Annotated in this window: 13 protein-coding genes; all 13 read left to right on the plus strand. The window is 50.6% G+C overall.

Features of this window, described 5'->3' with window-relative positions; all coding sequences use genetic code 11:
• Positions 1-21: 21 nt before the first annotated feature.
• Positions 22-1,029, plus strand: a complete 1,008-nt coding sequence (gene spoIID, locus PGL02S_RS27185) for a stage II sporulation protein D (RefSeq protein WP_368601944.1) — start codon at positions 22-24, stop codon at positions 1,027-1,029.
• Positions 1,030-1,089: 60 nt separating this feature from the next.
• On the plus strand, positions 1,090-1,824 hold the full coding sequence (locus tag PGL02S_RS27190; protein WP_036639973.1) for a M23 family metallopeptidase: 735 nt from the start codon (positions 1,090-1,092) through the stop codon (positions 1,822-1,824).
• Between the two features lie 262 nt (positions 1,825-2,086).
• On the plus strand, positions 2,087-2,371 hold the full coding sequence (spoIIID, locus tag PGL02S_RS27195) for a sporulation transcriptional regulator SpoIIID (RefSeq protein WP_009594246.1): 285 nt from the start codon (positions 2,087-2,089) through the stop codon (positions 2,369-2,371).
• A gap of 195 nt (positions 2,372-2,566) precedes the next feature.
• A complete protein-coding gene (gene mreB / locus PGL02S_RS27200) occupies positions 2,567-3,565 on the plus strand; it encodes a rod shape-determining protein (RefSeq protein ID WP_036640573.1) in 999 nt (332 codons plus the stop codon).
• A gap of 288 nt (positions 3,566-3,853) precedes the next feature.
• Positions 3,854-4,735 (plus strand): flagellar hook-basal body protein, encoded by an 882-nt coding sequence (locus PGL02S_RS27205; RefSeq protein ID WP_036639966.1) that lies wholly within the window; start codon positions 3,854-3,856, stop codon positions 4,733-4,735.
• 69 nt (positions 4,736-4,804) lie between these two features.
• Positions 4,805-5,629 (plus strand): flagellar hook-basal body protein, encoded by an 825-nt coding sequence (locus tag PGL02S_RS27210; RefSeq protein WP_006213080.1) that lies wholly within the window; start codon positions 4,805-4,807, stop codon positions 5,627-5,629.
• A 9-nt stretch (positions 5,630-5,638) separates the two neighbouring features.
• Positions 5,639-5,839, plus strand: a complete 201-nt coding sequence (locus tag PGL02S_RS27215; protein WP_036639963.1) for a DNA-directed RNA polymerase subunit beta — start codon at positions 5,639-5,641, stop codon at positions 5,837-5,839.
• A gap of 433 nt (positions 5,840-6,272) precedes the next feature.
• Complete coding sequence (gene fabZ, locus PGL02S_RS27220) at positions 6,273-6,704, plus strand: 3-hydroxyacyl-ACP dehydratase FabZ (RefSeq protein WP_006213078.1); 432 nt, start codon at positions 6,273-6,275, stop codon at positions 6,702-6,704.
• A 45-nt stretch (positions 6,705-6,749) separates the two neighbouring features.
• On the plus strand, positions 6,750-8,468 hold the full coding sequence (locus PGL02S_RS27225) for a phospho-sugar mutase (protein ID WP_036639961.1): 1,719 nt from the start codon (positions 6,750-6,752) through the stop codon (positions 8,466-8,468).
• A gap of 118 nt (positions 8,469-8,586) precedes the next feature.
• Positions 8,587-10,605, plus strand: coding sequence for a DUF5693 family protein (locus PGL02S_RS27230; RefSeq protein ID WP_036639958.1), 2,019 nt, complete (start codon positions 8,587-8,589; stop codon positions 10,603-10,605).
• Positions 10,581-12,065, plus strand: coding sequence for a polysaccharide pyruvyl transferase family protein (locus PGL02S_RS27235; RefSeq protein ID WP_036639956.1), 1,485 nt, complete (start codon positions 10,581-10,583; stop codon positions 12,063-12,065). Before PGL02S_RS27230 ends, PGL02S_RS27235 begins: the two co-directional genes overlap by 25 nt.
• Before the next feature lie 5 nt (positions 12,066-12,070).
• Entirely contained in the window at positions 12,071-12,829 is a 759-nt protein-coding gene (locus PGL02S_RS27240) for a WecB/TagA/CpsF family glycosyltransferase (RefSeq protein ID WP_036639955.1), read from the plus strand.
• Between the two features lie 113 nt (positions 12,830-12,942).
• Positions 12,943-14,067, plus strand: coding sequence for a glycosyltransferase family 4 protein (locus PGL02S_RS27245; protein ID WP_006213073.1), 1,125 nt, complete (start codon positions 12,943-12,945; stop codon positions 14,065-14,067).
• Positions 14,068-14,222 lie beyond the last annotated feature (155 nt).

The raw sequence follows: 14,222 nt of genomic DNA on the forward strand, positions 1-14,222 counted from the left end.
CCCGCCATCTGGGCGGTGGCCGTGCTGCTGGCCTTGGCGCTGGCGCTGCCGCTGCTGGTTGTTGCCCCGGGCAACAACGCACCGGAGCCGCTGCCGCCGGGGCCCGCCCCGCTGCCTTCCGCCGAGCCGGGGGCGGCGGAAGAGCCCACGGTGTCCGTCTATTTAACCAAGACGGACACCGTGGAGGAACTGCCGCTGGAACAATACCTCGTCGGCGTTCTGGCCGCCGAGATGCCGGCCGAGTTCCAGCTGGAGGCACTCAAGGCCCAGGCCATTGCGGCACGGACCTATATCGTGCAGCGGCTGGCGTCCGGCGACCGCAGCGGCGTGCCGGACGGCAAGGCCATGGTGACCGACACGGTCAGTCACCAGGCATACATCGCCCATGACGAGTTGACCGAGGAATGGCAGCGGCTGGGGAAGGGAGCCGAGCTGGGGAAGCTCCAGCAGGCGGTAAAGGAAACGGCGGGATTGGTAATGACATACAAGGGCAAGCCGATCACGGCTTCTTTTTTCTCTACCAGCAACGGCTATACCGAAAATTCAGAGGATTATTGGAAGAATGAAATTCCTTATCTGCGCAGTGTGGAAAGTCCATGGGATAAACAAATCTCGCCCAAGTATAAAACGACGGTCACGATGCCGCGCTCGGAATTCGTAGGGAAGCTCGGTCTGGCGGACGGTGCGGTACCGGTATCGGCGGGCGGGGACGGGAACGCCTCTTCTTTTTTGAAAGTACTCTCCTATACACAGGGGCATCGGATTGAGAGTGTGCGGGTGGGAGGCAAGACATTTACCGGTCGCGAGGTAAGAGAGAAGCTGGGCCTCCGATCAAGTCAGTTCAGCCTGGTGATGAAAAATGGCGAGATAGAGATTACCACCTATGGCAACGGCCATGGCGTTGGCATGAGCCAGTATGGAGCAGAGGGCATGGCCCGCGAGGGATATGAGGCGAAAGAGATTCTGAAGCACTACTATACGAATATTTCTTTTGACAAAACTTCAAATCTTCTCTCTTCAAAAAAATAATAGTGAGATTACGTATAAAAGAGTTGACCCCGGTAACAATGGTTACTGAGGTGATTGCAAATGAATGAACAAAACAAAAATAGTAAACCCCACGAAGAAGCTCCTAAAACTGTGCAAGGAGATTCGACGGTACCGTCATCTTCGTGGAAGAAAGCTTTATCCAAACGGTGGGTGTTCCCGGCAGCATACTTAGCAGCAGCGGCAATTATACTAACCCTCGTGTGGGTCTACCAGGACGCCAGCCAAAAAACGCTGAAGCCACAAGGGGAAGCCAATGTTTCGGAGTCTGTACAGAGTTCGGAGAAACCTGCAACAGAAGGTAAAGACGGAGAAGCAGTAGAAGTAACCGCCAATGCACAATCGATGATCTGGCCGGTAGCCGACGACGTAGCTGTGAGCATTGTCAAACCTTATTTTGACGAAACGAACCCGGAAACGCATCAGGAGGCGATGGTTCAATATAATGACACCTTCACGCCGAACCTGGGAATCGACCTGGCCACTGCAGATGACACGATGTTTGAAGTCAGAGCCGCGCTTACAGGAAAAGTGACTCGCGTTGAGAATCATCCGCTTAACGGAAACGTAGTGGAGATTACCTCCGGTGATACGAAGACGGTTTACCAAAGCTTGAACGAAGTGAGAGTTAAGGAAGGCGCTGAAGTGAAGCAGGGCGATTCCATCGCAACTGCCGGACGCAGTGAGTTTGAGAAGGATCTCGGCAACCACGTGCACTTCGAAGTGTATGAGGGCGGGAAACTGGTCAACCCTGTGAGTGTGCTTCCGCAAAAATAATTTCATTTCTTCGTACAATGCGCCCACCGCGCACTTGAAGAGGGCAGGATCTTGAGATCCTGTCTTTTTTTTGTTTAGGGTTTCGAAGGCAAGTCCAACCCTTGCCGCGCCTTGTATTATGGACGTTTCATACTTGTCCATGACCAGCATGTCCAGAAAATAAATGAGTCCAAGTAAGCTTGTCAGCCCGTGAAACCGCGAATATCCCGTCATGCCCCTCATATAATGTACCAAACTATCCACACAGTAGGGAGGCGGGAGCGTGCACGATTACATCAAGGAGCGGACCATTAAGATCGGACGCTGTATCGTGGAAACGAGGCATACGGTTCGAACCATAGCCAAAGAATTTGGCGTGTCGAAAAGCACGGTGCATAAGGACTTAACCGAACGTCTGCCGGAGATCAACCCGGACCTGGCGGATCAGGTGAAGCACATTCTCGAATATCACAAATCCATCCGCCATCTGAGAGGCGGGGAAGCTACCAAGATCAAGTACAAAAAAACCGGCAGCAATCGTGAACCGGTGGCCACGGCCAAATCCTGATATTTAGGGCTTAGGTCACTAGATTGGCGTTGAATCCCTCCCCTAAAGTATGATATGTTAAAAGCTGGTATAGGATCGAAATATGGGACCTGTTTTGCCGAAGATCATCATGAATTGCTGGATTTTGTCGATTGATGCATTGGCGCAGCGAACAGTGACCCTTACCATAAAATAACACTTTGGGGGCTTTTCATGATGTTGAGCAAGGATATTGGAATCGATCTCGGAACGGCGAACGTGCTCATTCACGTTAAGGGGAAGGGGGTAGTGTTAGACGAACCTTCCGTTGTCACTATTGAGACCGACACCAAGCGAGTCCTTGCCGTCGGTGAGGAAGCACGGCGCATGGTCGGGCGCACTCCCGGCAACATTACGGCGATCCGCCCGCTGAGGGACGGGGTCATCGCCGACTTCGAAATTACAGAAGCGATGCTGAAGTACTTTATTGATCGCGTGGGCGCGCGCAGTTGGCACAGCCGGCCCCGAATCCTCATCTGTGCTCCCACCAACATTACTTCGGTGGAGCAGAAGGCGATCCGGGAAGCGGCTGAGCGCAGCGGCGCAAGAGATGTGTTCCTGGAAGAAGAACCGAAGGCAGCGGCAATTGGCGCAGGGATGGATATTTTCCAGCCAAGCGGTAACATGGTTGTGGACATCGGGGGCGGCACCACGGATGTGGCCGTCCTGTCCATGGGCGATGTAGTCACCGCTTCTTCGATTAAGATGGCAGGGGACAAGTTCGACGAAGCGATCACGAAGTACGTGAAGCATAAATATAAATTGCTGATCGGTGAACGGACGGCAGAGGATCTGAAGGTGGCGATCGGCACGGTTCGTCCTGGGGGTAGACAAGCTGAGATGGATATTCGCGGACGCGATATGGTATCCGGTCTGCCGTTTACCGTAACGGTTTCTTCGGCCGAAGTACAAGAAGCCTTGTGGGACCCGGTTTCAGCGATTGTACTCGCGGCGAAATCCGTGTTGGAGCGGACACCGCCAGAGCTGTCGGCGGACATCATCGATCGGGGCGTTATTTTAACGGGCGGCGGTGCACTTCTTCATGGATTGGACGAGTTGTTGACGGACGAGCTTCGGGTTCCGGTACTCGTTGCAGAGGATCCGATGCACTGTGTGGTAAAAGGAACGGGAATTATGCTCGATAATTTGGACAAGGTCGTTAAGAAAAAGTTCTAACCTTCCGATATAGATGATAGGAACAACATGAGCATGGAATGAATCGGTATAATCACCACGATGAGATTAGCGATCTGCTTCGAAATACGCCCGCGTTGACAACAGCGGAGAGGGCGGAATTGTAATGGAGAAGCGAAGCGGTCGCCTTTGTTTTTGGATTTCAACCCTATCCAACATAGTTACAAGAAATCCAAAAACAACAGCGATTGGAAGTACAATCTGTCATCGTAGCGATCGTTATATCGACTAAGGTTGTTATGATTCGTTAATGGAAGGGAAGTGCCTTCATTGTTAAGAGGTCTATATACAGCAGCTTCGGGGATGATGACCCAGGAGCAGCGACATAATACGGTGACGCAGAACATCGCCAACGTCAACACAGCAGGCTACAAGGCAACAAACAGCGTGCAGCGTTCGTTTCCTGAAGTGCTTGTCTCCATGATTGGGGGCAACGATTCGTCGAACGCAGGCCGGAAGCTGGGTAAGTTTAATACCGGCGTGTATGCGGAGGAGAGCATCTCGCTTTATACCGAAGGCGCGCTTCGGGAAACCGGCAAGAACACAGACTTCGCGCTGGTATCCTCCTTTACCGTTCAGAATCCGGCAACGGGTCAGGATTATCCGTTCGATGCTTCCGGCAGATATGTCGATGAGAACGGCGAGGTTATCTATAGACCCGAAGGTTTTTTCACGGTTCAGGACGAGAATGGGGATACCCGGTATACCCGTAACGGGAGCTTTCGGGTGAGCCCGGAAGGTAACCTGCTCAGCGAGAGTGGCTATCAGGTTCTGGATAACAATAACAGACCGATTATATTGACAGGCTCGGCGTCTGACTTTACAGTGAATGAGCAAGGAGAAATCATGGACGCCGCTGGCAACGGGACAGGCATCATCCTGGGAGTCAGTATTGTAAGCCAGCCTCATGGGCTGATTCGCGAAGGGAATGGCGTGTTCCGCATGTCCGATCCGGACGGGGAAGTGCGGTTCATGACACCGGCCGATAACGGAGTGGTTCGTCAGGGATTTATTGAAGGGTCCAACGTGGATCCGACGCAATCGATGGTGGAATTGACCGCTGCGCTGCGCGCGTATGAAACGAATCAGAAAATCGTTCAATATTATGACAGGACGCTGGAGAAGGCGGTCAATGAGATTGGCCGAGTATAAGCAGTGTCTACAGGTTGGCAGGCAGCAGCGTGCTGCCGTATGAATATGTGAGCCCACGGGAGGTAAGTGATGAACAACTCGATGATTAGCGCTATGGTGTCGATGAATGCTCTCCAGCAGAGACTGGATGTCATTGCGGACAATATGGCAAACGTCAACACGGCTGGTTACAAAAAAAAGGAAGCCTCCTTTGATGATGTGCTGACTCAGGTTCAGGGTCATCATAAGGATTTTGACCGGACGGGCCGTTCGACACCGCTAGGCTATACTCTCGGGTATGGCATGAGACTATCTTCCGTTGTGCAGAACATGGAGCAGGGAGCTATGAAGGAAACGGGGAATCCCTTCGATCTGATGATTGATGGACAAGCCATGTTTGCGGTTCAGGGAGATGGCGCAATTGGATACACCCGCGAAGGCGGATTTCATGTAACCCCGGATGCCCGTAACCCTAACAACTTGCTGCTGGCCAATTCGCAGGGCTACCCTGTGCTCGACGTGAACAATAATCCCATTTCGTTCCCGTCCAAAGGGAAAGTTGCCGTGAATGAGAAAGGTCAGATTATATTGGAGACCTTCGCAGGCGTCCGCTCGATTGTGGCTACCTTGAAGGTGGTTGAGCTCGAGCGTCCGGAAGGCTTGGTTGCTGTGGGCGATAATTTGTTTGTCGTTGGGGAAGGCTTGACGGAAGGAGATGTGTTTGATTTAACACCTCCTGCTCCGGGCGAGCCTCCGAAATCTTCGGTGCTTTCCGGTTTTGTTGAGCAATCCAACGTCAATCTGACCGATGAAATGACCAAGATGATGGAAGTTCAGCGAGCCTACCAGCTCATGGCACGTGCGCTAAGTTCCAGCGATACCATGATGAACCTTGCCAACACAATGCGAGGGTAGGTGGGCATCATGAGTGAATCAAAAGCCAAGAAGCGCTCCAAAACTTCCGGATGGAAACTAGCCGTCCGCATCATGATTCCTGTATTGCTTATATTGGCATTATTCGGAGGAATGGTCTTCGGTTATGTTGTGCTTGGGCATCAGGAGTTCAGTGAAGTGTTTGAATGGAGCACGTGGAAGCATGTTTTTGATTTGATATTTGCGCCATGACGGAATGTCAGGGCGAGTTAACAATTGAATTGTACCGCGATGCCGAACTCCCTCTAGGGGAGTTTTCTTTTTTTGGGGTTAAACGGTATAATGGGATGGGACTTGCGTATTAACTTTGTCATTTCATGACGATGGACGGATGTATATCAAAAGGGCCCTCTCCTTGAACACGAATGTCCGAAAGGAGAAAGCCCCTTATCTGAAACCTTCACTTCTGCAGTGGTGAAGGATATCCATCATTTTTACCGCAGATCCTTCTTTTTATGCATATGATTTGAAATTCATGTAGCTAACCTCAAAGATGAAGCATGATAGAACATCAACAACACTGCCCGCAGCTATACGTATATGGCATAACGGAAGCATATGGAACAGACTGCCCTTTTCAAACACTATGCTTGGCGGGTACGTACATAAGGAGGATTTTAATACTATGTTGAACATCAAACAGATTCAAGAGATTATTCCGCATCGTCCCCCATTTTTGCTGGTCGATAAGATCGTGGAGATTGAGGATGGCAAACGTGCGGTCGGCATCAAGAACGTCACGATCAACGAGCCTTTTTTTGTCGGACATTTCCCTGAATATGCGGTTATGCCAGGCGTGCTGATTGTAGAGGCTTTGGCGCAAGTGGGCGCTGTAGCGATTCTCAACGTGGAGAGCAATCGGGGCAAGCTTGGCTTTTTGGCGGGTATTGACGGGTTCCGCTTTCGCGGACAAGTGGTGCCGGGCGATACGCTGCGACTGGAAGTCGAGATTACCCGCCTGAAGGGCATGATCGGTAAGGGGAAAGCGACCGCAACGGTTGATGGGCGTGTAGTTGCCGGGGGAGAGATTATGTTTGCTCTCGCGGATAAGGAGTAATCTTCAGACTATTCTTGTTTGGATGAGGAAGGGAGCCTTTTTTTCATGTCAGAGATGAGTCAGAGAACAATCGATACGGTACAGCGTTGGTTGAATGATCCTTATGTTGATGAGGAGACCAAGCAGGAGCTTCGTTCACTTGAGCACGATGCGAAGGAGCTGGAGGAACGGTTTTATCGTGATCTGGAATTTGGAACGGGCGGTTTGCGCGGTGTCATCGGCGCAGGCAGCAACCGGATTAATAAATATACGGTAGGTCGGGCTACACAAGGCTTTGCACGCTATATTCTGGAGGCGCACGGGGCTGCAGATGGGAAGCCGTCTGTTGTTATCGCCCATGATTCCCGCCATTTTTCGCCTGAGTTTGCATTGGAGGCGGCTTTGGTACTGGCCGGCAACGGAATTGTAGCGAAGCTGTATCCTTCCTTGCGCTCTACACCGCAATTATCCTTCAGTGTGCGCCATCTGGGTGCTACCGGAGGAATTGTCATTACGGCCAGCCATAATCCGCCGGAGTATAACGGTTATAAGGTATACAACCGCGAGGGCGGTCAGTTGGTACCAAGCGAAGCTGAGAACGTGATTACCCGAATTCAGGAAGTGGATTCTTTTTCGGCCGTGATGAGGCTGTCACAGGCTGATGCCGAGGCTCAGGGTCTGCTGGTATGGCTTGGCGAAGCGGAGGATCAGGCTTTTGCCGATACGGTGACAAATGTCAGTGTGAACCGGGAGCTTATCGCGTCCAAGCTTGGCGAGGATTTCAAGATTGTTTTTACCCCACTGCATGGAACGGGGCAAGCCCCCGTCGAACGCGTGCTTCGAAACATCGGCTTCAAGCATATCCATGTCGTTCCGGAGCAAGCTAAGCCGGATGCCAATTTCTCCACCGTAAAGTCACCGAACCCGGAGGAGCGGGAGGCGTTCACACTCGCAATGAAGCTTGGCGAGGAAGTGGGGGCTGACATTCTGATCGGGACAGACCCGGATGCAGATCGCATGGGGGCTGTTGTGAAGAACAGCCAGGGCGAATATGTTGTGCTGACTGGTAATCAATCCGGTGCCATTATGATTCATTATTTGCTGGGTCAATTGAAGGAAGCAGGGAAGCTGCCAAACAATGGAGCTGTTATCAAGACCATTGTTACCAGTGAGATGGGAGCGGCAATTGCCGAGCATTATGGTGCAGCCGTGCTGAATACATTGACGGGCTTTAAATACATTGGGGAGAAAATGACCCAATTCGAAGAGTCCGGGAGTCATACGTATTTGTTTGGTTATGAGGAGAGCTACGGATATCTGGCAGGCAATTATGCACGCGATAAGGATGCTGTACTCGCTTCGATGCTGATATGCGAAGCTGCGGCATACTACAAAGGTCAAGGCAAAACCTTATACGATGTGCTGCAGGGGCTGTATGAGCAGTTCGGTTATTTCCTCGAATCACTGGAGTCCCGTACGCTGAAAGGCAAAGACGGCGTTGCGCAGATTCAAGCGAAGATGTCCGATTGGCGCAATCATGCACCGGAGGAAGTCGGGGGCGTACTGGTCAAGCAAGTGCTTGATTATGCGGAGGGCCTGGACGGGCTGCCGAAGGAAAACGTGTTAAAATATTTGCTTGAGGACGGTTCTTGGTTCTGCTTGAGACCTTCAGGCACCGAGCCCAAGATCAAAGTGTATTTTGCCGTGCGAGGTGAATCCCTCGCCGATGCCAAGGCCAAAATTCAATCGCTCTCGGATCATGTCATGGCCCGGGTAGACGCTTAACCATAGATACATTTTAATGAGAGAAGAGAACGAAGGGGATTTACGATGGTTGCTGCAAGGCCTAAGGGCTGTTGCCCTCCATCGTAAATTCCTATAGGTTCGATGAGGAGGTACTTTCGTGGTTCAGAAATGGAAACGCTGGAACACGGCAGCCCGCAAGTGGCTGTGGATTCTGGTTGTTCTTGGCGTTGCAGCGGCCCTGCCTGTAGGTTATGACCGACTGCAAACAGAGTCGACATCAAACAACGTTGAGTTGGTGTTCGATTATCGGGATTTGTTGGATGTCGCGGCGTATCAGTCTAAGCCGCAGGATTTTGTCTCCGAGCAGCTGGATCGCCTGAAAGACGCCGGCGTGATCAGTATGGCACTGTATGAAAGCACGCTGGACGAGCTGGCAAAATCGCGGCGGATTTCGGTTTATGACGGGCAGCAGGTTGCTGATCTGACAGGCACGACGATTTCTCCGAACGAGAATTTTACGTATGTTGCTTTTCTGAACGAGGAGAGCGCAGCTTTAATTAAACCGATTATTGAGGAAACCTTTACGAGACTCGATATTCCGGTAAGACCGTGGCAGTTCGACCGTGCAGTGGATGGCCTAGTTCTGGAAACCCCACGCTCCAATGCGGTCATTAAGCCGTTGTCTCCAGATCCGATTACCATTGGCATGCTTCGGGACAAGGGCTTTAACATTGTGCCGCGTCTGTCTGACAGTCTTCCATATGATGAGGCCTATATGGAGAACCTGATGGCTTATTTCGCGGAAAACGGTGTGAAACGGATTCTGTTTGAAGGCGAATCCGCCAAAGGTTTCAATGATAATGCGGAAGAGAAGAGTCTGGATTCCTTTGCACAGCTATTGAACCAATATGATATCGGCCTGGTGACCATTGAGAACATTAAACGTCCGCAAAAAGGGTTCACGAAACTGGCTTATTTAACGGATTACAATGTAACCCGTATTTATTCCCTTAGTGAGCGGGATGCTAATCTCGAACCGGAGGTTATTGGGGACCGCTTTGCTTTAGCGTCCAAAGACCGTAACATCCGGATGTTTTATTTGAATGCCGAGCCGAGCCGGGATATGACCAAAGCATCCGTCACCCATCCGCTCGATAATCTGATTGACAGTTTGACCGGATCGGGTCAAGCCATCAAACAGATGGAGGACAATGGGTTCACGATGGGTCCTGCAGAGCCGTTCCAAGTGACCGACTCGTCCTTGCAGCGATACTTTAAGCTTGGAGCTGTTGTCGGAGCCGTGGCTTTGATCTCACTGATGGTGTCCTACTTCATTCCGTTCCTTACCATCGCAGCCTTCCTGATCGGCCTGGTGGGCAGTGCAGGATTGTATGTTCTTAATGCATCATTGCTAGAGCAGGCGCTTGCTTTATTTGCCGCCATCAGTGCTCCGACGGTAGCTGTTATTCTAGCTATTCGAAAAGTCAATGAAACGCAGCAAACCATACCGGACATGACTCCTGGCAGAAGAGTGACACATTCCATCGTATTGCTGGTGAAGACCTCTATTCTGTCGCTTGCAGCCGTACCGATCGTTGTAGCTCTATTAAACAATGTAACGTATATGCTTGTTCTGGAGCAGTTCCGTGGTGTCAATTTGCTTGCCGCGGCACCGATTGCGCTCATTGCCGTTTACGTGATTCTGTACCGCGGCGGATCTACGTACCACTCGATCTTGAAGCTGCTAAAGTCTCCGATTACGCTGACTTGGGTCATTGCAGCCGGCATTGTGGCGATCGTCGGTTGGTATTATCTCACCCGTACAGGTAATTCAGGCTCCGTTTCATCCATCGAGATGGCATTCCGATCTTTCCTGGAGAATATATTCGGCGTACGCCCTCGTAACAAGGAGTTCTTGCTGGCCCATCCAATGATGGTGCTTGGCGTATTCCTGTCATTTAAGTATCGCCATGCTGTCTATCTGCTCATTATCGGTGTGATGGGGCAGCTGTCGATGGTCGGAACATTCACGCATATTCACACGCCACTCTATATTTCAGCTATTCGGGTCCTGCTGGGTCTTGGACTTGGTCTGATTATCGGATTGATCGCAATATTGGTATGGCAAGTGGCAGAAAGGATCTGGAAACGATGGTCTCCACTTCTAAGACGATAGTCATTTCCGGATATTACGGATTTAAAAATAGCGGTGATGAAGCGGTGCTGAAATCGATTCTGACCGCTTTGGAACAGGAAGGACAGGCAGCGGGGGTTGAGATCAACCCCATTGTACTCTCCATCGACCCGGAATGGACATCCGCTGCCTACGGCGTAAAGTCCGTGCATCGGATGAAACTTGGAGAGGTTCGTCAAGCGATCAAGGCCAGTGACGGCTTGATCAGCGGTGGAGGAAGTCTGCTGCAGGATGCAACCAGTCCAAAGACGATTCCTTATTATCTGGGCGTTCTTAAGATTGCTCAATGGCTCGGCAAACCTACATTTATTTATGCTCAGGGCGTAGGCCCGGTGAATCGTAAACTCTTTTATCCCATGATCCGTTCCATCTTCCGCAAATGCACTTACATCTCCGTGCGTGACATCCAGTCGGGCGAGCTGCTTCAGTCCATGGGAATATCAGCTGAAGCGATTCACGTCGTACCGGATCCGGTTATGGGCTTGCCGCTGCCAGAAGGCGAAAATGCTTGCATCGACAATAATGCAGTACATCACAGGTCGTTGCGTGAGATGGATGCAGGCAAGCAAGAGCTGCATACAGATGAGGCTTTTGCTGAAGATCATCATGATAAGACAGAACCTAGAGTCCATGTTGACACTAATGATGGGATCAGACAGGGTATTGTTTCCTCAACTGAAGAGACTGCGAATACACCATTGTCGTCGGAAAGAGCTGACGTTGCTTCTGTTTCTTCTATTGAAATACACAAGGATTCTAGTGAAGGGGTATCAACGCAAGAAATACACCAGAGTACCGGTGAAGGAGTACGATCGCAACAAGTGCACGAGTACTCCGGTGAAGAAATGCCATCACAGTCATCATCAACAAGTCATGAAACGGGAGATGCTCTGCCGGTCATCGGCATTTCGGTTAGATACTGGAATCCGGAGCGAAAAGAACTGAAGGCTATTGGGGAAGGTTTAAAGGCATTAGCCGAACAGCGCCCCGTACACCTTCGTTTTCTTCCTTTTCATCAGCCGGATGACCTAGAGGCTTCGCAGTTTATTGTTAGCCAGATTGGTGATATCTCCCGGAATGGCTCTATGATCAGTTTCTACCATGATGAGAAGCAGCCGCAGGACATGCTGCGTGAGGTCAGTCATTGTGATTTGATATTGGGCATGCGACTGCACAGCCTGATCTATGCAGCGAATCAGAGTGTGCCGCTGCTCGGCATTTCCTACGATCCGAAGATTAATCACTTTTTGAAGCGGCTTGGCAGCGAGCCTGTCGGAACCAGTGAGTCGCTTGATGGAGATGTGTTGAAGGACCAGATGCTGCAGTTGTTGGACGGTGCACTGGCATGGAGAGCGGAGCACGGTGAGCAGATTGCTGTTTTGAAACAGGAGGCGGCTAAACCTGCGCGTCACATTGCCCAATATTTACGCCATAGAGGATGATAAACATGAAACAGACCTATCCATTTCCTACCGTATCGGTGTTCGAAGTACCTTTTTCTAAACTGAATATGAAGGATACGGTAAAATACTTGACCGAGGCTGTGCAATCGAGGCAGCCCCACCATGTCATTACGGCAAATCCGATTATGGTGATGACGGCCGTAAATAATCCGGATTACAAACAGATGATGCGCACTGCGGAAATGATCGTTCCGGACGGAACGGGTATCGTCTGGGCTGCTGGTGTGGGTGGCGAGCCGATTGAGGAACGCGTAACCGGCTTCGAACTTTTACATGAATTATTGAAGGTCGGGGAAACCTATAGATGGAAGTTCTATCTGCTGGGTACAACCGCCGAAGTGATTCAGGAAGCTGCCGAGCGGTTACAAATGCAATATCCGGCTGCGATTATATGCGGCCACCGGGACGGTTTTTTTGGACCTGATGAGGATTCTGCCGTGATCGAGGAAATTCGTGCAGCTTCTCCGGATGTTTTGTTTGTGGCTCGCGGTGCGGACAACCAGGAACCTTGGATTGCCCAGCATAAACAAGCGCTTCATGTCCCTGTGATTATGGGAGTCGGGGGATCCTTTGATATTATCTCCGGTAAACTGAAACGGGCACCAAAAGTGTTCCAAAAGCTGCGTCTCGAATGGTTTTATCGCCTTCTGAAGGAGCCTACCCGCTATAAAAGAATGCTTGCGCTGCCGAAATTCGTAGTGAAAGTGCTGCGCGAGAAAGAAAATGTAACGAAAACGGGCTAAATGGCTCATTTCTGTGGGGAAAATCCGGGATATCACCGGAAATTGGCATTGGTTTTCGGACCCGAAGGGAGTATAATTCAACCGGTAGACAATATTGGGGGTCGAATGATTACATGTTAATGATATACATCATCGGGTTTATCGTATCGCTCGCGCTCGCCCTGCTCTTAACGCCGCTTGTGAAGAAGTTTGCTGTTAAGGTTGGTGCAGTTGACGTTCCTAATGCCCGCAAGGTTCATACGCGGATCATGCCCCGACTCGGGGGACTCGGCATTTATCTGGCTTTTATTCTTGGACTGATTGCAGTTCTTCCTTTTTTGCCAGACAGCTTGTCGGCTCGTGATGCCAACTTTATGAAGGCATTTCTGATCGGCGGTTCCATGATCGTGTTGATCGGAGCCTTGGATGATCGATTTGAACTCTCTGCCAAGGTTAAACTTTTGGCTCAGATTGCAGCTGCTTGTGTAGTTGTATTCGGATTTAACATTACTGTGGACTTTGTAAATATACCATTTCAGGATCGGTACTCCATGCTGGAGAGCTGGGTGTCGATTCCATTGACCATCTTCTGGATTGTCGGTGTAACCAATGCGATTAATCTGATTGACGGTCTCGACGGTTTAGCTGCCGGCGTATCAGGTATTGCGATCAGCACAATCCTGGTCATGGCTATTCTGATGGGCAATACAACCGTAGCCTTGCTCTGCCTGCTGCTGCTTGGCAGCATTATCGGGTTCCTGTTCTTTAACTTCCATCCTGCCAAGATTTTTATGGGGGATACGGGCTCGCTGTTCCTCGGATTCAGTTTGGCCATGCTTTCTTTGCTCGGCTTTAAGCAGATTGCGATTGTGTCCTTCATTACACCGCTGATAATCATCGGCGTACCGTTGTCTGATACATTTTTTGCTATCATTCGCCGCAAGATTCAGAAGAAGCCGATCTTTGCGCCAGATAAGGGACATCTCCATCACTGCCTGCGCGAGCTTGGATTCAGTCACCGCCAGACGGTGCTGATCATTTATGTGATTGCTGCATTTTTCGGTGTGCTGGCTGTCATTCAATCCTCTGCCGCTATGTATGAAGCGAACTGGGTGACCTTTGTTGTCATCTGCGTCATGATGTGTTTCATGCAGATCGGTGCTGAGGTTATCGGCTTGGTCGGCAAAACCAAGCGGCCGATTCTTGGCCTGATTAACCGAATGCGGATGAAGGCTAATACCGAGAGTCGCACCAAGTAGAACTTATTCTTTTTCATATTGCGTCCGAATAAGACAAGTCTGCCTCACCTAAAAAGGTGAGGCTTTTTTGTATGTTTTGCTAAATAATAGGACCTGCGCTTCCGATATATGAACTATGCGCTAGAACCAATCTGTCAGTGAAAGTGAGGGGACCC

It is taken from the genome of Paenibacillus glucanolyticus NBRC 15330 (assembly GCF_004000885.1).
Classification (GTDB): Bacteria; Bacillota; Bacilli; order Paenibacillales; family Paenibacillaceae; genus Paenibacillus_AQ; species Paenibacillus_AQ glucanolyticus.

Bases quoted from the DNA above. Each gene is read 5' to 3' on its own strand.
- PGL02S_RS27190 (WP_036639973.1), top strand. From the start codon at position 1,090: ATGAATGAACAAAACAAAAATAGTAAACCCCACGAAGAAGCTCCTAAA.
- PGL02S_RS27225 (WP_036639961.1), top strand. From the start codon at position 6,750: ATGTCAGAGATGAGTCAGAGAACAATCGATACGGTACAGCGTTGGTTG.
- mreB (WP_036640573.1), top strand. From the start codon at position 2,567: ATGTTGAGCAAGGATATTGGAATCGATCTCGGAACGGCGAACGTGCTC.
- PGL02S_RS27235 (WP_036639956.1), top strand. From the start codon at position 10,581: ATGGTCTCCACTTCTAAGACGATAGTCATTTCCGGATATTACGGATTT.
- PGL02S_RS27245 (WP_006213073.1), top strand. From the start codon at position 12,943: ATGTTAATGATATACATCATCGGGTTTATCGTATCGCTCGCGCTCGCC.
- PGL02S_RS27210 (WP_006213080.1), top strand. From the start codon at position 4,805: ATGAACAACTCGATGATTAGCGCTATGGTGTCGATGAATGCTCTCCAG.
- fabZ (WP_006213078.1), top strand. From the start codon at position 6,273: ATGTTGAACATCAAACAGATTCAAGAGATTATTCCGCATCGTCCCCCA.
- PGL02S_RS27240 (WP_036639955.1), top strand. From the start codon at position 12,071: ATGAAACAGACCTATCCATTTCCTACCGTATCGGTGTTCGAAGTACCT.
- PGL02S_RS27215 (WP_036639963.1), top strand. From the start codon at position 5,639: ATGAGTGAATCAAAAGCCAAGAAGCGCTCCAAAACTTCCGGATGGAAA.